This window comes from Shewanella sp. ENK2 (assembly GCF_043568515.1).
Classification (GTDB): Bacteria; Pseudomonadota; Gammaproteobacteria; order Enterobacterales; family Shewanellaceae; genus Shewanella; species Shewanella japonica.
In genome coordinates this window covers 2,156,761-2,176,855 of sequence record NZ_CP171406.1, presented here as the reverse complement: position 1 = coordinate 2,176,855, position 20,095 = coordinate 2,156,761, and the positions used below count along the sequence as shown (strand labels likewise).

The 20,095-nt window shown below is 42.5% G+C and carries 18 protein-coding genes and 1 pseudogene; 7 read left to right on the top strand and 12 right to left on the bottom strand.

Annotated features, from left to right (window positions below):
- Nucleotides 1-174: 174 nt before the first annotated feature.
- Nucleotides 175-1,551, bottom strand: a complete 1,377-nt coding sequence (locus tag ACGEDC_RS09680) for a GntP family permease (RefSeq protein ID WP_192021902.1) — start codon at nt 1,549-1,551, stop codon at nt 175-177.
- 155 nt (nt 1,552-1,706) lie between these two features.
- On the opposite strand from ACGEDC_RS09680, the gene ACGEDC_RS09675 reads away from it, so the two are divergent.
- Entirely contained in the window at nt 1,707-2,219 is a 513-nt protein-coding gene (locus ACGEDC_RS09675) for a gluconokinase (protein WP_394497908.1), read from the top strand.
- Between the two features lie 279 nt (nt 2,220-2,498).
- Here ACGEDC_RS09675 and ACGEDC_RS09670 read toward each other — a convergent pair whose 3' ends face one another.
- Nucleotides 2,499-3,371, bottom strand: a complete 873-nt coding sequence (locus ACGEDC_RS09670) for a cation diffusion facilitator family transporter (protein ID WP_080917338.1) — start codon at nt 3,369-3,371, stop codon at nt 2,499-2,501.
- A 65-nt stretch (nt 3,372-3,436) separates the two neighbouring features.
- Nucleotides 3,437-3,943, bottom strand: a complete 507-nt coding sequence (locus tag ACGEDC_RS09665; protein ID WP_394497906.1) for a Spy/CpxP family protein refolding chaperone — start codon at nt 3,941-3,943, stop codon at nt 3,437-3,439.
- Between the two features lie 359 nt (nt 3,944-4,302).
- Between ACGEDC_RS09665 and ACGEDC_RS09660 the strand changes: the two genes are divergently transcribed.
- Nucleotides 4,303-5,718 (top strand): cytochrome C biosynthesis protein, encoded by a 1,416-nt coding sequence (locus tag ACGEDC_RS09660; protein WP_394497904.1) that lies wholly within the window; start codon nt 4,303-4,305, stop codon nt 5,716-5,718.
- Between the two features lie 80 nt (nt 5,719-5,798).
- On the opposite strand, the gene ACGEDC_RS09655 is transcribed toward ACGEDC_RS09660, so the two are convergent.
- Both ACGEDC_RS09655 and ACGEDC_RS09650 read right to left on the bottom strand, forming a co-directional pair.
- Nucleotides 5,799-6,311, bottom strand: a complete 513-nt coding sequence (locus ACGEDC_RS09655) for a lactoylglutathione lyase family protein (RefSeq protein ID WP_394498302.1) — start codon at nt 6,309-6,311, stop codon at nt 5,799-5,801.
- Nucleotides 6,312-6,546: 235 nt separating this feature from the next.
- Nucleotides 6,547-7,056, bottom strand: coding sequence for a lactoylglutathione lyase family protein (locus tag ACGEDC_RS09650; protein WP_174567600.1), 510 nt, complete (start codon nt 7,054-7,056; stop codon nt 6,547-6,549).
- Between the two features lie 225 nt (nt 7,057-7,281).
- Between ACGEDC_RS09650 and ACGEDC_RS09645 the strand changes: the two genes are divergently transcribed.
- From ACGEDC_RS09645 to trmL, 4 genes and pseudogenes are all read left to right on the top strand, one after another.
- A complete protein-coding gene (locus tag ACGEDC_RS09645) occupies nt 7,282-8,172 on the top strand; it encodes a DUF4437 domain-containing protein (RefSeq protein ID WP_394498300.1) in 891 nt (296 codons plus the stop codon).
- A gap of 130 nt (nt 8,173-8,302) precedes the next feature.
- Entirely contained in the window at nt 8,303-8,989 is a 687-nt protein-coding gene (locus ACGEDC_RS09640) for a response regulator (protein ID WP_055025359.1), read from the top strand.
- Nucleotides 8,989-10,364 (top strand): annotated as a pseudogene (locus ACGEDC_RS09635) (ATP-binding protein). The gene ACGEDC_RS09640 and the pseudogene ACGEDC_RS09635 overlap by 1 nt, the downstream one beginning before the upstream one ends.
- Before the next feature lie 147 nt (nt 10,365-10,511).
- The gene (gene trmL, locus ACGEDC_RS09630) at nt 10,512-10,976 is read left to right on the top strand and encodes a tRNA (uridine(34)/cytosine(34)/5-carboxymethylaminomethyluridine(34)-2'-O)-methyltransferase TrmL (protein ID WP_080914629.1); all 465 of its coding nucleotides are present in this window, start codon (nt 10,512-10,514) and stop codon (nt 10,974-10,976) included.
- Between the two features lie 22 nt (nt 10,977-10,998).
- On the opposite strand, the gene ACGEDC_RS09625 is transcribed toward trmL, so the two are convergent.
- The 4 genes from ACGEDC_RS09625 to ACGEDC_RS09610 all read right to left on the bottom strand — a co-directional run bounded on the left by ACGEDC_RS09625 (nt 10,999) and on the right by ACGEDC_RS09610 (nt 15,925).
- Nucleotides 10,999-11,511: a hypothetical protein gene (locus ACGEDC_RS09625; RefSeq protein ID WP_225442147.1), complete on the bottom strand. Its 513-nt coding sequence runs from the start codon at nt 11,509-11,511 to the stop codon at nt 10,999-11,001.
- Nucleotides 11,512-11,766: 255 nt separating this feature from the next.
- On the bottom strand, nt 11,767-13,209 hold the full coding sequence (locus ACGEDC_RS09620; RefSeq protein WP_394497900.1) for a M16 family metallopeptidase: 1,443 nt from the start codon (nt 13,207-13,209) through the stop codon (nt 11,767-11,769).
- The gene (locus ACGEDC_RS09615) at nt 13,206-14,531 is read right to left on the bottom strand and encodes a M16 family metallopeptidase (RefSeq protein ID WP_055025364.1); all 1,326 of its coding nucleotides are present in this window, start codon (nt 14,529-14,531) and stop codon (nt 13,206-13,208) included. The genes ACGEDC_RS09620 and ACGEDC_RS09615 overlap by 4 nt, the downstream gene beginning before the upstream one ends.
- Before the next feature lie 95 nt (nt 14,532-14,626).
- Entirely contained in the window at nt 14,627-15,925 is a 1,299-nt protein-coding gene (locus ACGEDC_RS09610) for an amidohydrolase (protein ID WP_197495564.1), read from the bottom strand.
- Between the two features lie 191 nt (nt 15,926-16,116).
- Between ACGEDC_RS09610 and ACGEDC_RS09605 the strand changes: the two genes are divergently transcribed.
- Nucleotides 16,117-17,628 carry an ATP-binding cassette domain-containing protein gene (locus tag ACGEDC_RS09605; RefSeq protein WP_394497897.1) on the top strand — a complete coding sequence of 504 codons (1,512 nt, stop codon included), beginning with the start codon at nt 16,117-16,119 and terminating at the stop codon, nt 17,626-17,628.
- Nucleotides 17,629-17,658: 30 nt separating this feature from the next.
- On the opposite strand, the gene ACGEDC_RS09600 is transcribed toward ACGEDC_RS09605, so the two are convergent.
- The 3 genes from ACGEDC_RS09600 to ACGEDC_RS09590 form a co-directional block, all read right to left on the bottom strand.
- The gene (locus ACGEDC_RS09600) at nt 17,659-17,979 is read right to left on the bottom strand and encodes a hypothetical protein (RefSeq protein ID WP_174567616.1); all 321 of its coding nucleotides are present in this window, start codon (nt 17,977-17,979) and stop codon (nt 17,659-17,661) included.
- A gap of 68 nt (nt 17,980-18,047) precedes the next feature.
- Complete coding sequence (locus ACGEDC_RS09595) at nt 18,048-18,647, bottom strand: tRNA-uridine aminocarboxypropyltransferase (RefSeq protein WP_394498297.1); 600 nt, start codon at nt 18,645-18,647, stop codon at nt 18,048-18,050.
- A 148-nt stretch (nt 18,648-18,795) separates the two neighbouring features.
- Nucleotides 18,796-20,004 (bottom strand): multidrug effflux MFS transporter, encoded by a 1,209-nt coding sequence (locus ACGEDC_RS09590; protein ID WP_055025369.1) that lies wholly within the window; start codon nt 20,002-20,004, stop codon nt 18,796-18,798.
- Nucleotides 20,005-20,095 lie beyond the last annotated feature (91 nt).

Below are 20,095 nucleotides of genomic sequence, written 5' to 3'. Positions count from 1 at the left end.
TATCAGCGCAGGCAGCATAGCAGAAAGCACTCACTCATCAATCATTTCAAATGTAGGTATTTGTTCGAAAATGTGTCAATAACGATAATCTAATAAGAAGGAGCATTGCTGCTCCTTCTTATCATTAACTAATAGATTAATACTGGCTTAACGTATTAAAAACCTGAATTCAGGCTAAATAACCATGCTCAGCACGCCCACAATAATAAAGGCGATAGTCCCGAGTAATGTTTCCATCACAGTCCAGGTCTTTAAAGTGGTTTTCTCATCCATTTCCATTAAACGACCCACAAGCCAGAAACCTGAATCATTAAAGTGAGACAATACCGTCGAGCCACCAGCAATGGCAATGACAATAAAGCAAAGATCAAACTGTGTCAGACCCGAAGTCACAGCGACCATAGGCGCAATTAACGCTGCTGTTGTGGTTAATGCAACCGTTGCCGACCCCTGCGCTACTCGCAAACATGTTGCAATGACAAAGGCTGCTACAATGATGGGCATACCGGTATCGTTTAATACTCCAGCTAAGGCTTCACCAATACCACTGGCACGTAATACACCACCAAACATACCACCAGCGCCTGTCACTAAAATTGCACCACAAATAGGAGCGAGCGAATCACCACACAATTTCTCAAGCTGCTTCATACCGTAATCTTTAGCAAACACAGCAAGACAAACGAGTAAGGTTATTAGCAATGCAATGGGAGTTTTACCTAGCATGCGCAGGCTTTCAACCCAAGTGGCACTGCCATCTATCACACCTGCTACGCTCAAGGTGTTCAAGCCTGTATCTAGAAAAATTAGCAATACTGGTAGCAGTAAGATCATTAATACAGTAATGAATTTAGGCTGTTTAGCCGGGTCAATCACGGTCTCAGAACTTAAGAAAACCTTAGATAAAGGAATATCAAACTTCTTGCCTGCATATAAGCCAAACAAATAAGCCCCTATATACCAAGTTGGGATCGCCACTAAAATACCAATCATTAGTAGCATGCCTATGTTTGCCCCAAGTAAATCAGCTGCGGCAACCGGGCCTGGATGCGGTGGCACAAAAGCATGCATTACCGCAAAGGCACCCGCAGATGGCAGCGCATATTTTAATGGTGAGCCGCCAAAGCGTTTGGCCACACTGAATATAATCGGCATCATCACGATTAAGCCCGCATCAAAGAAGATAGGGAAACCAAACAAGAGTGAGGCAACACCTAATGCGAAAGGCGCTTTTTCTGCGCCAAAGCGGCCAATAAGGCTGTCGGCTAATACCTGCGCCCCACCAGTAACTTCTAAGATTTTACCAATCATGGCACCTAAGCCTACTAAAAGTGCGACAGCTGCCAGCGTGCCGCCAAAACCTGACATCATCGTCGGCACGACTTGTTCAGTAGAAATTCCTGTCGCAAGAGCTGTTGATAAACTCACTAATGTTAACGCCACAAAGGCGTGCATTTTGAGTTTTATGATCAATAAGAGTAAAGCAGTTATAGCCGCTGCAGCGACCATTAGTAGGTAGGTAGGATCAGCAGATTGAGCTAAAGTGTCCATGGTATGTTCCATCGTTCTTTTAGGTATTCTTTATCAAGTTGATTAAATCTAATCTAGTCAAAAAAATCAACTCAACGCGGTACTATCACTCAGCTTCGAGATATACTTTCGAAACGGCTAAAGTATATAGATCAACCCTGATTTGAGGTACGTAAATGACCGGTAAAACCATTATTGTGATGGGTGTGTGTGCTTGTGGTAAAAGCACCGTTGGCGAAAAGTTAGCAAATAGCTTGAATGCGAAATTTATTGATGGTGACGACCTACATCCACGAGCTAATATTCAAAAAATGGCCCGTGGCGAGCCATTAAACGATGATGATCGCGCACCATGGTTAGAGCGCGTTCGAGACGCGGCTTACAGTATCGAATCAAAAAATGAAACCGCCATCATTGTTTGCTCTGCACTAAAACAACAATACCGAAACACCATACGAGAAGGTAACCAACAAGTCGCTTTTCTATATCTACAAGGCAGTTACGATCTTATCTTGGCAAGAATGCAGGCTCGAAGTGGCCACTTTATGAAACAAAACATGGTCGACAGCCAGTTTGCTACCCTTGAAGATCCTAGCCAAGAAAACTTAGTCGTCACTGTTAATGTCGATAACAGTATCGACAATATTGTTTCACTCGCTGTTAAGCAATTTAAACAGCTAGGTTATTAGCCTATCTTGTTCAAACAGACATAAAAAAGCCGCTAATAAATTAACTTGTTAGCGGCTTTTAGTCTTTATATGAATCTAGTAGCAATCTAAATAACCTGAACTCGGGATAAGAGTTCAATAAGTTATGTTTAAATAGCCATATTCACTCTTTTAAAATAAATCAGTTAAATTCAAACTTGAGCTTTGCGCTGATAACAAGGCGAATTTACGCGTCAATAGCGGGTCTATTGCAAGTAAATTCAACACAGTTAGCGGTGCAAAGAGCTGTTTGATATGCATTTAATCGATAGGGTCTTGGTGAATTATCACTTCCGCACTATCAAACGCTTCACATAAACGTTTCTCAGTGTTGTCGGTTATTTCATGGGCTTCACGTAATAGTAATGAGCCTTTTAACTCGATATGAAACTGGATAAACGTGGTCTTACCCGCTTGTCGAGTACGTAAGTCATGTAAGCCATTCACTCTAGGGTCTTGCTTAACAATTGCGATGATGTCTTCACGGGTTGCTTCATCTAGCTCACGATCAAGCAAGGACTGAATAGAGCGATAACCTAAATCTATTGCTTGATGACCTATGTATAAAGCAATTAATACCGCAAATAAACCATCAGCCCACCACCAGCCATATTGTGCCAGTACTAAAGCGAGTAACACTGCCCCATTTAAAAATAGGTCAGATTTATAATGCAGTGAGTCCGCTTCCACCACAGTACTATTGGTTTTTGCTAACGCTTTTTTCTGCAGCATCACCAAGGCAAATGTCATCACTAGCGCAATGATAGACACCACCATGCCTAAACCAGCATGAGAGACTTCAACAGGATTGAATAACCGCTCTCCACCATAAAACAGTAATAAGAATGCTGAGCCTAAGATGAAAGCAGATTGAGCAAGCGAGGCTAATGGTTCAGCTTTTCCATGACCATAACGATGATCACTGTCAGCAGGCAAAATGGCATAACGGATGGCAATAAAATTAACGATAGAGGCAAGTGCATCGGCAAACGAATCGGTTAACGATGCAAGCATGCTCGCAGACCCAGAATAGAGCCATGCGAGCAATTTGATCACAATAAGGATTAACGCTGTGGCTACAGCTGCGCGACTAGCTAACTTAACCCAAAAATCGTAGTCTGAATCTGTTGTCATAATAGAGGTCATCACGCCTAAATAAATGCAGTGGTAACCTCCAGTATAACGGAGTCAGCTAACAATTAACCACGACCTTTACCTTTGGTTTTGGTAAAACGTGAGTCAAACTTCGCTTTTTGCTCTTCAGTCAGTAGCTGGTAGATTTCATTTTGCATTTTCATGAAGTTTTTCATGCCTTCTTTTTGCTTAAGTTGCTTAGCATCAATAATGGCATCAGCTTGAGCATCGTCGAAGTTAGCATTGCTAATCAGCGCTAACATTTCAGTTTTATGTGCTGTGCGCTCTTCAGCAGATGGACGCTCGCCTTTCTCAGCTTTGTACTTCTCAATAATCGCTTTTACATCTGTGCGTTGAGTGTCAGTTAAATCAAGTGAACGTAGCATTTTACGCATACTTTTATGCATGCTCTTGCCATGGTGCTTACCACCATGTGCTCGCTCACCCTTTTCTTGAGTCTGTTCAGTTTGAGTATTGGTGTCTGTGCTTGTTGCGTACACTTGACCAGCTAATAATGCTGAAGTAGCAACAAAGGCTAATAAACTATTTTTTACTGTTAAACGTGATTTCATAATGTCACCTATCTATGTGCTTTACTCAATTAAAACAATGGGCTAACAGCGCTTAATCCCTTTTTTAAGTAACACTGCTAACAGAATGTCGTCTTCAATATCCCAAAACGAATTTATGTGTATTTAATGCGTTTTTGATATGAAGCTAGTTTAGCAATTGCAATGTCAGTAAGGGTTTAGCCTCGGTAAAGCTATGTAAAGATCTCATTTCTGGAACAAAAGTAATCTCATACACCATAATGGGAGCCAGTTCACGTATATAAAAAGGGATCATTTTCATACTGAACCTACATAGGACATATGTATCTGAGATAACACTAATTGAACGTTTTAATAAGGTGTATAAGTTGAGGTTATGGATGAGTAAGATTTTCAGCCGATTGATTTTGTTATGTGGTTTATTGCTCTCTTTTGCCAGTATGGCGCAGGCAAACGATGATGCTTTATGGATAGATAATAGCGCCGCTGAACCCTCGGTAAATTTACATTTTTTCTGGTCAGAAACCTGTCCACACTGCCGTAAAGCACACCCATTCATTGATGCACTTGCTGAACGATATAGCTGGATAAATCAACATGATTACCTTATATCAGAATCAGGCAATGTTGATAAACTGATGGCCATAGGCGAGAAAACCGGCGTCGAGCCCAAGTCAGTGCCTTACTTTGCCGTCTGTGGCGAAGCCATTACAGGCTATAATAGCCATGATGTGACTGGTCGCTATATTCTTGAACGCCTAGAAGCATGTTATCAGCGAAATGGCGGCACCATGCCTGCTGAAGATTTAATGGGTGATTTTTATGAAGATAAAACCACCGCTGATGCACCGTTATTTGAAACTTGCTCGGATAATTCAGATCCAAACAACCCTAGTACCTGTGATATGGATTTTGGTTCAAATGCAGCAAGCCAAGCCAAACTAGATGATACCCCTCACGTACAACCTGTTGATATTCCACTGATCGGTGCTGTTCAGCCTGAAAAAATGTCGCTACCTGTATTGACCTTAGTGCTAGCTGGCGTCGATGCATTTAACCCTTGCGCCTTCTTCGTATTGCTCTTTTTATTAAGCATCATGGTGAATGCGGGCAGTCGTGGACGCATGCTATTAGTGGGCGGAATTTTCGTTTTCTTCTCTGGCTTTATTTACTTCATCTTTATGAGCGCATGGCTCAACCTGTTCCAACTGCTAGGTGGTGGAGACGGAGGCTGGATTATCACAGGTGCGGGGTTAATTGCACTGGTGGCTGCCTTGGTCAACATAAAAGACTTCTTCTTTGGTAAGGGCGATGTCAGCTTGTCTATGTCGGTTGAAAACCGTGGCAGCTTAATAAAGCGGATGGGGAAATTGTCTAAAACCAGCTCTTTACCAACCTTAATATTCGGTTCTGCGTTATTGGCGATTATGGCCAACGCTTATGAGTTGCTTTGTACTGCTGGTTTCCCGATGATTTACACGTCTGTGTTATCAATTTCGGGGTTAGATACCATTGAGCGTTATATGTATCTCATCGCTTATAACGTCATTTACGTTATTCCATTAGCAACCATTGTGATTGTATTCGCAGCCACTCTTGGCAAGCGTAAGCTAACGGAAAAAGAAGGCGAAGTACTTAAACTGATGTCGGGTATTATGATGTTAGGTTTAGGCAGCATGCTTGTTATCGACCCGATGGCGCTGCAAAACGTGGTGTTCTCTGTAGGCTTGATTGTAGGTTCTATCTTGCTGACTTATGTCATCGTTAAGATTAAACGCTTGAAGCAAAAGTCTTAATCTCGCTATAAAGCTCAGTAACCAGTAAAGCGAGTCTTATACCTAAGACTCGCTTTTTGTATTTAATTAGCCAATAGATTTTATTGGTAAGCTCCAGCCGAGTAAGTTAACTCATAGCTATGGCTATAGATTTCTAAAATATTACCGAAAGGGTCTTCCATGTAAATCATCCGATATGGCTTCTCACCAGGGTAATAATAACGAGGCGCTTTCATGCGTTTTTTACCCCCAGCGGCAACAATTTTTTCAGCCAAACCTTCAACATCAGGATCTTGAACACAGAAATGGAAAATACCTGTTTTCCAATACTCAAAATTATCGTCAGGGTTTTGCTGGTTTTTAAATTCAAACAACTCCACTCCAACTCGGTCGCCAGTAGATAAATGGGCTATCTTAAATCGCTCCCACCCTGGACCAAAAACGTCGGTACACATCTCACCGATGGCTGAATCATCTTCAACAATTTCTGTCGACTCCATGATTAAGTACCAACCTAAGACTTCAGTGTAAAACTTAACTGCAGCCTCTAAATCTGGCACCGAGATACCGATATGAGAAAAGGTTCTAGGGTACGGTGTAGGTGAATCTGGCATTGCTGCGGCCTCAGCAGTAGCCTCTTGTTGCGAGGTGGCAGACACACAACCCGTTAATGCCATAGGCAAAGCAGCGGCCCCAAAACTTACACCCAGTAACTTCATGAATTCTCTTCGACTGGGATGATTGATAAACATAGTGTGTTCCTATAACGGCGATACAATAGAGGATGTCTAACAGATTGAAAACGGGGATGACGAAAAACCTAATAGCCTCCATAACCCCCTGTGAATGTTATTTATATGCACCACTGGCATAATGTAATTCATAGCTGTGGCTGTAGATTTCTAGGATATTTCCAAATGGATCTTCCATGTAAATCATGCGGTACGGTTTTTCACCTGGGTAATAATAACGCGGTGCTTTCATTCGTTTTTTGCCACCAGCAGCAACAATTTTCTCTGCTAGTCCTTCAACATCAGGATCTTGAACACAAAAGTGGAACACGCCAGTTTTCCAATATTCAAAGTTATCTTCAGGATTCTTTTGATTCTTGAATTGAAACAGTTCGACGCCGATACGGTCACCGGTAGAGAGGTGGGCAATGTTAAAACGCTCCCAACCTGCACCAAATACATCCGTACACATTTCGCCAATGGCAGAATCATCTTCAGTAATTTCTGTTGGTTCCATAATTAAGTACCAACCTAGTACTTCGGTGTAGAACTTCACTGCCGCTTCTAAATCAGGTACTGAAATACCAATATGAGAAAACGTTCTTGGGTAAGGCATAGGTGCAGACATATTTATCTCTCCAGTTGTTGTTCATAAAGTCGGGCTAATTTCGATAAGAAAAGTATAGGAGAACTACAACCAAAAAGTTAAATTATCAATATTTATGTTTTTAATAATATTTTGTAATAATTGAAATTATGAAGTGCTGGATTATGCCGATTTGTTTGATACTGTTTCTCACCAAGTGGCCTTTCTGTATTTCCTTCAGCAACTATAATTAACTGATACTTTTAGATTAATTTTAAAAATCTTATTTTAATCACGATATTCAGCACCGACAGAGATCGCAAACATGAATCTATTACACACAGTATTACCGGCTATTTTACTCAGCACTTTACCTGCCACCGCTGTCTTTGCAGAAACCTCCCCCAGTCAGAAGTCATCACGACAGCTGATATTGACTGGGGTTATTTAAACCCACTTCGTGGCGATAAAAGCCCTGGGGCGGCCAACCTTTGGGGCGATCGCACCCAAAATGTGCCAACGGGTATGTTAGTGAAATTCAATAAAGGGTTTTCCTCACCTCCCCACATTCATAATATTACTTATCGTGGTGTGGTTATTGAGGGGAAAATGCATAATGACGATCCCGATGCTGCAACCATGTGGATGCCAACAGGTTCTTTTTGGACACAACCTGCTGGCGAGAACCACATCACTGCAGCCAATGGAGAAGACAACCTCATCTTCCTTGAAATTGATAGTGGCCCTTATTTGGTTAAACCATCTAGTGAGCAATTTGACAATGGCGAACGACCAATAAATCTTCATCAATCAAACCTTGTTTGGCTAGACCAAACCGACATGAAGTCTATCAATGGAAATAATGCTGAAATAACCGCATTATGGGGCAGTAACAAAGTCGGGGAACTCGGCGGTGCAATGATAAAATTGCCAGCCAACTTTAGTGGAACACTGACAAGCGATGCTGAAGAGTTTAGAGCCATTGTTATCAAAGGTAGCCTTAGCTATCAATCTGTTGAAACACCAAACAGAAAAGGATTAACCGCGGGCAGTTATTTTGGCTCTAACGGTAAATTCAGCCATAAAGTGACAACGTCAGCGCAAGGGGCAATGGTATATATTCGCACTGATGGAAAATATCACGTCGCAGAAAAATAGTGCGGCTAGGTGGTAACGCGTAGCAAAGTTTATGTCGCACTTACTCATCTTTATGTAAAAGAGTGCAATGTTGCTAAACTTGGATCCTCATTCGTTATATAGTGCAATTAATGAAAGAGTGAGGATCGCAATGAGTCGTATTTTATTAGTTGATGATGACGCAGGTTTATCAGAATTATTAGCCCAGCTTTTGGTACTTGAAGGGTTTGAATTGACCCAAGCATTTGATGGCCAACAAGGCCTTGATTATGCACAGAACCAAGATTTTGATTTAATTTTACTTGACGTAATGCTACCAAAACTTAATGGCTTTGAAGTCTTACGTGCCCTCAGAACTCAAAAGCAAACGCCAGTACTCATGTTAACTGCTCGTGGTGATGAAATTGACCGCGTGGTTGGCCTTGAAATTGGCGCTGATGACTACCTACCAAAACCGTTTAACGACCGTGAGTTAATTGCACGTATGCGCGCGATTTTACGCCGCTCGGTATTAACTCAAGCTGACAAAAATGAGCAAGTTAGATTAGATTTTGGTGACCTCAGTTTAGACCAAGCAAGACAAGAGCTTTATTGTAACGAACAACTTATTATCTTAACGGGTACTGAGTTTTCCTTACTGCATAGCTTGATCACCCAAGCGGGCGATTTGGTCACAAAAGAACAACTTAGCGAAACCGTACTCGGTAAAAAATTAATGCCATTTGATCGCAGCTTAGACATGCATTTATCTAACTTGCGCAAAAAATTACCTGAACGCAGCGATGGTCGACCAAGAGTAAAAACCATCCGTGGTAAAGGCTATATTTGGATCCCGTAATGACTTTCCTCTCTTCTATAAATCGCCTATTTGTTAAGTTATTACTGGGTTTTTGGTTATGCAGTTCGCTCATCATCGCCTTTGTGGCGATTTTGCCTTTTTACAGCAAAGCCATGATCAACTCCCTTTGTCGGACAAACAAACACAACTGCTCAAACGTGCGGCAAAGCACTTTATAGAAGAGCCGTCGTTACTTGAAGATGAACAAGCGTTAAGACGTTTAAATCGTCACCGAAATCGTGATGGAAAAAGCTTTAAGTTTTATATTCTTGACGAGCAAAGCAGGGTGTTAAATACGAACAAAGTACCACGTACTTTTCGTGAGTTTTTACTTATCAGCGAAGACAATGGTGCCCCTATTAGTCACCAATTCCGCACTGAGTTAATTTTCGGTCCTTACGAATTTATAGCAGGTGAGAAGCCTTACCGCGTCTATGCACGTATTTCAGATAATCACCCACGCCCTTGGTTTTTCTTTTTCAGTGATAACAAGCTGCTGACAGCCATTATCGCCATGTTAATGTCTGGTCTACTGTGCGGCCTTTTAGCTTGGAACTTAGGTAAGCCATTACGTTCACTCAAGCAAAGCTCTAATGCGCTAGCGCGAGGAGACTTATCAAGTCGAGTCGAAACCAGCGTGGTAAAACGTGGGGATGAAATTGGCGAGCTGGCCCAAGCATTTAATACGATGGCAGAGTCCATCGAAACCATGATGAATAATCAACAACGCTTAATGGGTGATATTTCTCATGAACTACGTACGCCGTTAACCCGGCTGCAATTGTCATTGGCATTAGCCCGTAAGAAAGATCAAAGTAGCCCTGATATAGAACGTATTGGCTATGAAGCAGAACAGTTAGAAGCCCTCATATCTGAGCTATTAACCCTATCTCGTGTCACCATCAGCAACACTGAAAATAAAGTCCATCTTGAACTGGCTGAATCGCTTAGCCATATTCTTGATGATGCTGAGTTTGAAGCCGAGCAGCAGCAAAAACGCTTAGATATTGTGATCCCTGAAACAATCAGTCTCGACCATTACCCAAAATCCTTATCTCGCGCGATAGAAAACGTGCTGAGAAATGCGATTCGCTATGCCGAATCTGTGATTTCTATTACGGCAGAACAGGTACAAGATCGAGTGGTGATCACCATTGATGATGATGGACAAGGGATTGATGAAGCCGACTTAGAAGAAATCTTTAAGCCGTTTTACCGACCTGATGATGCTCGCGATCGTGAGTCAGGTGGCTGGGGGTTAGGTCTGGCCATTACCCAAGCAGCCATTAAGCTCAACCAAGGTAACATTGAGGCAAAAAATATCTCTCCCCATGGCCTAAGTGTTGTCATTAGCCTGCCTAAAACCATGCAGTAACCTAAGGCTATCTTTCTAACTCTCAGATAAGCGTTAGCAGGAGGCATATGCAGAATGTCAGGCAAAACATCATCATCTTGATGATTTCTTTCCCTGGCTATGATGTTTTGAGTATAATTCTCGATTCATTCAATCAAGGTATTTAACATGTTCCATATTGCGCTTTATGAACCAGAAATTGCTCCAAACACGGGTAATATAATTCGTCTGTGTGCCAACAATGGGGCAAAACTTCACTTGATTGAGCCATTAGGCTTTGATTTAGAAGAGAAAAAGCTTCGTAGAGCTGGCTTAGATTATGCTGATTTAACCAATATCACTCGCCACAAGAATTTTGAAGCCTTCCTTGAGGCGATGCAAGGCAAGCGCATCATGGCGTGCACGACTAAAGGCAGCCGCCCACATAGCGAGCTTGAATTTGCCGCTGATGACGTATTGTTATTTGGTCCTGAGACCCGTGGGTTACCGATGGATATCATTGAATCTATTCCCGCCAGCCAACGTTTACGCATTCCGATGGCTGCGAGTAATCGCAGTTTAAATCTATCCAACTCTGTGGCGATTATTAGTTACGAAGCTTGGCGTCAGCTTGATTACGCTGGAGCTGAATAGCTAATTTAACTTGTAGCACTGGCTAATTGGGCTGAACGGTTGTCAGCTCAATCGCGCGGATCAATTGATATTGCTGGCTATCATCATCAAGATAATGCGCACTTTGACGCCACAACCAACTGTCATTATTACCATTATCAATTGGAGCGCTAGTCGTCGATGATAAGGGCTCAAAGCTTAAACGAATCAATGCAGGCCGCTGATTAAGTTGCCCTTTTCCTAAAAAAGTAAAACTATCCCCACGCTGATATAAACTAAAAACTTGCTCTCTATCTGCACCAACACCGTCAGTGTATGTCAGGAGTACATCACCACTATGTGCACGAAACCACCAAACTTCACTATTGGGGTTACTGTCGCCACGGCTCACCGTCAGCATTAGATTCCGTTTATCAGATGAGCAAATTGCAGCAGTTGTCACTTGTTTTGGTCTGGAGCCCGACTTAGCCGCCGAGCCAACCCAGTCACCATCAAGTCGTGGACAAAACTGGCTCAAATCCACTTTCGCCGCGCTCACGCTGGCTGCGGGCAGCATCCCTATAAATCCTAACAAGAGGGCTAAGCTACAGCTTATTTTTGAGATTCCAATATTATAAGACATGGACAAAAAGGCCTTGAAGTAAGCTTAATCAGTGATTAGCTAGCACATTATTTTATTCCATCACGATTTTCAAATAACTAAACTATTTTTGCAAATCACGTCAGTTATTGAACCGACAAATTTGACCAATAAAAAATGCCTTTCTCAAATAAGAAAGGCATTTACAATCAAAAGTAGACGAGATGAGTGTTATTGACCGAAGCCCACGTCCGTCATATTAATCTGCGTGACTTCACCATATTCTTTAGCAATATCAGCAACCTTAGCAGCATTACCAATCAACACAAACTGCAAATTGTCTTGAGGGAAATAGGTGCTTATTAAACGCTGAGTATCTTCAAGGGTTAAGCCGTCGACTTTGGCTTGAAACTCATTGATGAAAGAATCATCAAATTTATAGATATACATATCTGCCATTAGCTCAGCTAGCTGACCACCTGTTTCAAATTTAGGCGGGTATTGGCCTTTTACGTAGGCTTTAGCTGAATCTAAGGTTTGCTGATCTATCCCTTGTTCCCATAAACGCGCATAGGTTTTTAACGCTAAGTCCATGGCCTCTTTAGTCGTACTGGTTTTGGTAAAGGTGCTGACTTGGAAAACCCCAGAATCAGAAAAAGGATTAAAGCCAGAACGAGCGCCATAAGTTAATCCAGCGTTGACCCTTAACTCATCGTTTAACCATGAAGTAAAACGGCCACCTAAAATGGTGTTGACTACCGTTAGCCCTACATAATCAGGGTTATCACGGCGAATACCTAAACCACCAAAAACAAATGTTGTTTCAATCGCATCAGGTTTATCAACTAACAATACTCGGCTAGCATTGAGTGACGGTAATCCCTGTGATAAATCAGGTTGGACGGCTTTTTCAGTTCCCTGCCAGCGACCAAAAGCTTGAGTTAGCTTTGCCTTCATTTGGGCTGGGTCAAAGTCACCGACAACATTAATGGCCATGTTACTTGGCTGATAATAGCTTTTATGGAAAGCACGTAATTGTGCAATATTAATCTCAGCTAACGAAACGCTGTTACCCGTTGTTGGGTTAGCATAAGGGTGCTGTCCAAATACCATTTTAGTGTAGTAACGACCAATAACCGCGCGGGGGCTTTCTTTTGCTTGCGATAATCCCACTATTTCACGCTGTCTTAATTTTTCAAATTCAGCGCTATCAAAGTCTGGTGATATCAACACATCTTGCATTATCGCAAGTACGGTATCGAGATCCTTACTCATAAAGTCAGCATCAATTTGCGAGCTTTCACGCCCTGAAGCTGTCTTTAAACTTGCACCAAGAAAATCAATGGCTTGCTCAATTTCCGCCTTCGATTTGCCACCAGCACCTAATAATAAACTCTTAGCTGTCATATACGACACGCCCGAGGTAGTGTCATTAACAGCGCCAGCTCTGACAACCGCATTGATGTTAATAATCGGCACTTCAGACTGCACCATAAAGTTCACTTTTAGGCCATTATCTAAGGTCATTGATTCGTATTGCGGCATGCTAAAGCTGCCAGTATCAACCGTTTTACTGGTGCCTGTAGTACTTGCACACCCTGTTAAGGCTAATGAGCATGCCAGCGCCATGGCTGTAAGCGTACGTTTTGAGGTAAATCCTGCTAATGACATCATAGGTCAGCTCCTTCTGTTGCAGCTAACACGCCCACGGTGCGATTGGCCTTACGTAAATAGGTTTGCGCCACACGTTGAATGTCTTCTATTGTGACTTTGTTATATGCCTCTGGGGCACTGAATAGTTTGTCATAACTGCCAAAATACAGCTCGTAACGGCCTAAGGTATTGGCACGACCATTAATGGTTTGCATCGTACGATAGAAATTCATCAGTTTGATATTCTTAACTTTTTCAAGCTCTTGTTGAGTCACCCCTTCAGTGCTAATACGGTTAATTTCCGCAATCATGTTGGCTTCAAGTTGCTCAGCATCGACTCCCGCATTTGCCACACCAAGAAAATAAAACAGGTTAGGATCAAATGATAATGGCAGATAAGACACCACGTTTGATGCAACTTGCTTGTCAACTAGCCCTTGATATAAACGAGAGCTATTACCTTCACTAAAAATGGTATTTAGCAAATCAAGTGCATAATAATCTTCATGTTTTGTCGAGGGTACGTGGTAAGCCAACATTACGTTTGGCGTACTCACTGACGCTTTTTCCACAAACACGCGACGCTCGCCTTTTTGAAGTGGCTCTACAGTGCGCACAGCTTGAGGTGGCGTTTGCGCAGGAATGACGCCAAAGTATTGTTTGGCCAGCTTTTTGACTTCAGCAACCTTCACATCCCCAGCAATCACCACGACGGCATTATTGGGTGCATAATAAGTTTTATGGTATTGCTGTAAATCCTCTAAACTCCAAGCTGCGATATCTGACTCATGACCAATCACTGACCAGCTATAAGGATGCGCTCTAAATGCCACACCTTTAACTTCCTCTTGAATGGTGCGCCAGTTAGAGTTCTCTAGGCCAGTGGTTCGTTCAGATTGCACTACGCCACGTTCACTTTCGACCATTTCAGGGTCTATATCTAAGTTGGCGATACGATCGGCTTCTAAGTCGAAAATGGTCTCTAATGCATTGGCAGGAAACCAATCGGTATACACGGTTATGTCTTCAGTGGTGTAGGCATTGTTAGCACCACCAGCAGCTTCCATCGTTCGGTCAAACATTTTCGGACCATACTTTTTTGAACCGTTAAACATCATGTGCTCAAAGAAGTGTGAAATACCGGTAATCCCTGGCACTTCATTACGTGAACCGACTTTCCAAAATAGATACATATTGGCATTGGGTATGCTGCTGTCTTCTAGCACCATAATTTTCATGCCATTATCTAACGTAAAAGTATTTACATCTTCTTGAGTGGTAGCTTGCGCTACGCTAACCCAAGCGCTGAGTAATACCAATAACGCGGTCATTCTGCGTTTCATGTTGGTTTCCTTTTAATCATCCGTCACAGCGACGATATCTTTCATGGTCTTTGTTAACTGACACAAGATTGTTACTTGTCAGGTAATTCGTTTTATTACTTAGCGCTTAAGGCCGTTAACGCCAATTGTGTCATGGTTTGCACACCAACTTTTAATGCAGACTCATCCACATAAAACGCCGGTGAATGGTTGCTGGCCACTGTTGCAGGATCTTTGCCTGCTGGGGTGACCCCCAGAAAATAAAACAAACCTGGGGTTTCTAATGCGTAATAAGAAAAGTCTTCAGCGCCAGTAATCAGCCCTGGCTCAATTAAGTTATCCTCGCCTACAACACTGCGAATGACAGGGCGCATTTTAGCGACTAATTCAGGATTGTTTACTGTCACAGGATAACCTGCATCAATTTCTGTTGTGGCAGTTGCCCCAAGGGTTTTAGCTGATAATTCTGCAATTTCGGCAAGCTTAACTTTAATATCTGCTCGCATATCTTGATCGAACGTACGTATCGTTCCGATAAGCTCTACCTCATCAGGAATAATGTTTGAGCGAATACCACCATTAATGGCACCAAAGCTAACGACCGCTGGCGCTTTGGTAACATCAACTTGACGGCTAATAATGGTTTGCACGCTATTAATAATTTGCGCAGATGCCACAATAGGATCCACTCCGCCCCAAGGACGAGAACCATGGGTTTGACGGCCTTTAACGGTAATAGTGAATGAATCTTCTGATGCCATCGCAGGGCCTGAACGAAGGCCAATAACCCCCGTTGGTAAACTTGAAGTCACATGCATGCCAAACACTTGCTCAGGTTTACGCTTCGCAAATAAGCCTTCTTTAAGCATTAACTCTGCACCACCTTCTTCACCTGCTGGTGCGCCCTCTTCTGCCGGTTGAAAGATAAACATTACGTCACCAGCAAGGCTATCTTTAGCATTAACAAGGTTTTCGGCCACGCCCATTAACATCGCCACATGGGTATCATGACCACATGCATGCATCACGCCTACAGTTTGACCACGATAAGTATCTGTGGCTTTTGAGGCAAAAGGTAAGTCCACCACTTCAGTGACAGGCAATGCGTCCATATCAGCACGAATACCAATTAATGGCCCAGGTTTTGCCCCTTTTAAAATCGCTACAACGCCTGTGTGAGCCACACCAGTTTGTACTTCTAAACCTAATGATTCTAGGTGCTGAGCAATCACTTTACTGGTTCTAAATTCTCGATTAGATAGCTCAGGATGCTGATGTAAATCCCGACGCCACTCAATGACTTTTTGTTCAACATTCGCAGTCAATTTAGCTGCATCAGGGCTATTAGCAAAAACGGCAGGAGCAAATGTGCCTGACAGTGTCGCAACACATAAGGCTAAAGTAGAGAGGCGCATATTATCATCCATGGTTATTATCATTTTTTGTAGCATTCCAATCTACAAGGTCTGGCTCGAGTTGTTAAATATTTTGTTAAAGGAGAACCTAAGAAATTGTTTCGATTTGTTTACTTAGTGAACTTCTGTACGATTGACCTGTGCGAATCGTTACCCTTTCGCCAGTGGTTGTAACACAAGGACATTAGCTAATGGATATCAAATTTAATCAATTCACTGCATTGAGTCACTCACTGACACTGGATATTGCCGATTGGCATATTCACAACCAGTCGTGGGGAGTGTTTAGTGCTCATGGTGATATTGGATCCATACTAGGCGATCTGCTTTGCCAGCAATCCGCTGCATTATTTGATAACAAACTGACTAACCAACCCAAAGATATTGAGGTGTTGTCAGGTGACATGAGTATATCGGCGCATCACATTGCCCAAGTTTCATTAACCGAGCAGCAAAGGTTATTAGCCTTAGAGCTTGAAAGTGACGACACAGATTTTCAAGATATTGTCGACACAGGCACTAAAGTCATCGAACTGATAAAACAAGCACTGCCCGCAGCGGGTAGCAGACAAACCAATAACCCCGAGCCCATTGATGCACTACTGACAAAGCTAGATCTACACTCACTACAAGAGCAAGGGTTTCGAGAATTATCGACAGGGGAAACACGACGAGTCATGCTGGCAATTGCCATCGCCAGTCAGCCAGACTTTTTAGTGCTTGATAATCCATTTTCAGGGTTAGATATTCAACATCGAGATGCATTATCTGACTATTTAAGCCAATTACCAATCCCGATGTTACTGGTGTTTTCAAGAGAAGAAGATCAACCCAAGTGGATAGATAACATTGCTATTTTCAGCCACGGAAAGTTAGGCAGAAAGATGAACAAACACGATTGGGAGCAGCACCCTGTCATCGCCCAAATAACCTCACAAACTCAGGTACAAAGCGAATTAATGTTGGCGACAATGCAACGACATCGCCACCAGAGTCATTTTAACAATCCGGTTTTTGAACTTAAAAATGGCAAAGTTGCCTATAGCGATAAAACGATTTTTACCGATGTGAATTGGCGAATTGATAACGGCCAACACTGGCAAATTAAAGGCCCAAATGGTTGCGGTAAGAGCACCTTGTTAGGGTTAATATTTGGTGACCACCCTCAATGCTATAGCAATGATATTCATATTTTTGGCAAAAAAAGAGGCTCCGGCGAAACCATATGGGAAATTAAACAGCATATTGGCATGGTGTCTTCAGCACTCCACTTACAATATCGGATAAATTGCAGCGCGACAGATGTGATTTTATCAGGTTTTTATGACTCGATAGGCTTATATCAGCAAGCCAGTGCTGACCAGAAAGCTGTCGCAAAAGATTGGCTCATCATGCTGCACATGGTTGAGTACGCCAATACATCGATAAAGCAATTAGACTATAGCCAACAACGATTATTACTGATTGCTCGAGCACTCGTTAAACAGCCTACGCTACTGATTTTAGATGAGCCTTATCAAGGCTTAGATTACTTGGGAATACGTTTAGTTAAAAAGACCCTTGAGTTGATCGCCAAAGAGAACCTGAGCCAGTTATTGTTTGTATCCCATTATCATGAAGACAGTATCGATAGTATTGACAACTACTTAACATTTGTGACCAAAGAAAATGGTGAAGGTTACCGAGCAGTGATTAGTGAGTAATACACTGCTAACAGCGTTAACTGCTGGAAGCTATTTCTCTTCAATTTTTCGCTCTTTCGCGGCAGCTTCTTTTGCTTCACGCAGATATTTGTCGGCACGAGATTCACGCTCATTAAATTGTGCTTGAGACTTTTTTATCTGCTCTTTTTCCCACTCACCAGACTCTTGACGGGCTAAGACTTCTTGCTCACGATTTTGGGTATCACTTGCTGCTTTACGAGCTTTTTCTAACTGTTCTTGCTCAGTCTTTTTGGAGTCAATTCGCCCTTGATCCGCTTTTTGAGATAATGTCAGCCTAGGCTTTTCACTTGCGCTCACGTGCCATGAACTGATCGCACTCAAGATTGCCATTACCGTGACAGCAATGAAATATGTGTTACCCAATCGCGTTTGATTCAACATGCGGTATATCTTCCTTGTTATTGTTCTTGATCATAACGAGCACGCACAGCTGGCGGCATGGCATCTAGCTTATGTTGCACCATCGCATCAAAGGCTGCAAACATTGGCGCTATATCCAATGTCGGATTAATGGCTTGCAGCATATATGCTGTCGCTTCAAGCGTCGACAAGCTATCACTTCGTTTCGCTTTACGAATGCGATACTGTGACACGCCTTCAAACTCAATATGCAATGCCGGCAAATCAAGTAACCAAGGGTTAAGCTGCAGCATTTTGAAGGCTTTTCGCCAAGTGCCATCAATCAATAAAATAATACAATCTTCAGGTGAATTTGACTCTGAAGCACGTTGGCTTGTTTCGTTTGGATAGACTAAATATACAGGCTTGCTGGCTTGTTGCAGATACACTTGCAGCTCAGCAAAGTCTTCTGCTGTTTCCCCTACCACAACTTGCGTCTCTGGTAAGGTTAAGCACAATAACTTAACCGTATTTTTAGCATGCTCAACCTCTGAAGGGTGCTGCAGCACAATCACTTCGGTTTTGACCTGAATAGGAGAAATGCTAGCGCATATACACGTTGCTGATGGGTAACCACAGCCATTACAGATGATTCTAATAACGCACCTCGAAACAAACTTAACACTTAAGCAGTACCGCTTAGTTAGGGTTATTTTAGCGTTATTCGATATATATATGCCAGAAACAACAATGCCGCTAATAATTCATCAGCGGCATTGAGCAACATCTATAAAATAACGAAAAAATTTAATGCTCTGGCTGTACTTGCTCCATATGCAAATGGCTTAAACTTTTTATCGACATGATTAATAGCAATACTAACGATAAACCACCCATTAAGAAGGCTACGGCATAAGGAGCGCTGATGTCAGTCATCTGAATTAAGCCTGCTAACACAGATGCCCCACTCATTTGAATACAGCCTAACATGGCTGCTGCAGTACCCGCTCTTTCACCGAAAGCTGATAAAGCCATTGACGTTGCAGGGCCAAGTAATACTGCAAAACCAATGCATAACAACATCATTGGCAACATGAAGGCAAACCCTGCTGCAAGACCTGTTTCAGGTCCAGCTAACTGCATGACGACTTCAATAACAGCAGCTAACAACATCATTGCGAGCGCAGCAATAACTGCTGGGCGATTGCCAATATGCTTAACCAACACTGGCGCGGCAAAACACGCAGCAATATTTACCGCAGCATTTAAGCCAAATAAGCCACTAAACTCAAGTTCACTTACCCCTAACTCGCCAATCAGCCACATAGGTGAATACGATACATACGTGACAATAGAAGCCATAGCCACCATACAAGTACTCGCATAAAACATAAAATGCGGATCGCTTAGCACTGGCTTATAACGTGCCCAACGATATAAAGGGCCACTGGTATCGGTGTTTTCTGGACGAGTTTCTGGGAATTTAATGAGGACAATTGCGAGCACGATAATGGCGTACAGTGCCATAAAAATAAATGTAGATCGCCAACCAAATTGCAGCGCGAGTAAGCCACCTAGTGTTGGTGCCAAAGCAGGAATAACACAAATAGCGCCATTCAAATAACTGTACATTTTGACGCTTTCTTTGCTGCTATAGCAATCACGTACCGCACTGAATACTACAATTGAGGTTGAACAAGCTGCTAACCCTTGTAAAACTCGAGCTAATTGTAGCACTTCAAACTCTTGTGCCATTGCGCCAATAAGACTGCTAACGCCATAAAGGACGATACCAAATAATGCGATAGGACGGCGCCCAAAACGATCTGCTAAAGGACCAATCAGAATTTGACCTAAGCCCATCGCAAACAAAAACAGCACTAATGTCGACTGAACTTGGCTACCACTCACACCATACTCTATCGCCATCGTTGGCATAGAAGGCAAGTAGATATCGATGGCTAATGGGCTTAGTAGCACCATAAACATCAAGGTGGGTAGCAGGTTACGTCTCATTTGTTCTAGTCTCTTTCTTAATTTCGGGTATTGATTTAGGCGCGCATTTTAGACTACTCATGGTATGAATAGAAATGGTATGATTTCCTAA

Coding starts and splice junctions, on each gene's coding strand:
- ACGEDC_RS09680 (WP_192021902.1), bottom strand. CDS start 1,551: ATGGACACTTTAGCTCAATCTGCTGATCCTACCTACCTACTAATGGTC.
- ACGEDC_RS09675 (WP_394497908.1), top strand. CDS start 1,707: ATGACCGGTAAAACCATTATTGTGATGGGTGTGTGTGCTTGTGGTAAA.
- ACGEDC_RS09670 (WP_080917338.1), bottom strand. CDS start 3,371: ATGACAACAGATTCAGACTACGATTTTTGGGTTAAGTTAGCTAGTCGC.
- ACGEDC_RS09665 (WP_394497906.1), bottom strand. CDS start 3,943: ATGAAATCACGTTTAACAGTAAAAAATAGTTTATTAGCCTTTGTTGCT.
- ACGEDC_RS09660 (WP_394497904.1), top strand. CDS start 4,303: ATGAGTAAGATTTTCAGCCGATTGATTTTGTTATGTGGTTTATTGCTC.
- ACGEDC_RS09655 (WP_394498302.1), bottom strand. CDS start 6,311: ATGCCAGATTCACCTACACCGTACCCTAGAACCTTTTCTCATATCGGT.
- ACGEDC_RS09650 (WP_174567600.1), bottom strand. CDS start 7,056: ATGTCTGCACCTATGCCTTACCCAAGAACGTTTTCTCATATTGGTATT.
- ACGEDC_RS09640 (WP_055025359.1), top strand. CDS start 8,303: ATGAGTCGTATTTTATTAGTTGATGATGACGCAGGTTTATCAGAATTA.
- trmL (WP_080914629.1), top strand. CDS start 10,512: ATGTTCCATATTGCGCTTTATGAACCAGAAATTGCTCCAAACACGGGT.
- ACGEDC_RS09625 (WP_225442147.1), bottom strand. CDS start 11,511: ATGCTGCCCGCAGCCAGCGTGAGCGCGGCGAAAGTGGATTTGAGCCAG.
- ACGEDC_RS09620 (WP_394497900.1), bottom strand. CDS start 13,209: ATGATGTCATTAGCAGGATTTACCTCAAAACGTACGCTTACAGCCATG.
- ACGEDC_RS09615 (WP_055025364.1), bottom strand. CDS start 14,531: ATGAAACGCAGAATGACCGCGTTATTGGTATTACTCAGCGCTTGGGTT.
- ACGEDC_RS09610 (WP_197495564.1), bottom strand. CDS start 15,925: ATGCGCCTCTCTACTTTAGCCTTATGTGTTGCGACACTGTCAGGCACA.
- ACGEDC_RS09605 (WP_394497897.1), top strand. CDS start 16,117: ATGGATATCAAATTTAATCAATTCACTGCATTGAGTCACTCACTGACA.
- ACGEDC_RS09600 (WP_174567616.1), bottom strand. CDS start 17,979: ATGGCAATCTTGAGTGCGATCAGTTCATGGCACGTGAGCGCAAGTGAA.
- ACGEDC_RS09590 (WP_055025369.1), bottom strand. CDS start 20,004: ATGAGACGTAACCTGCTACCCACCTTGATGTTTATGGTGCTACTAAGC.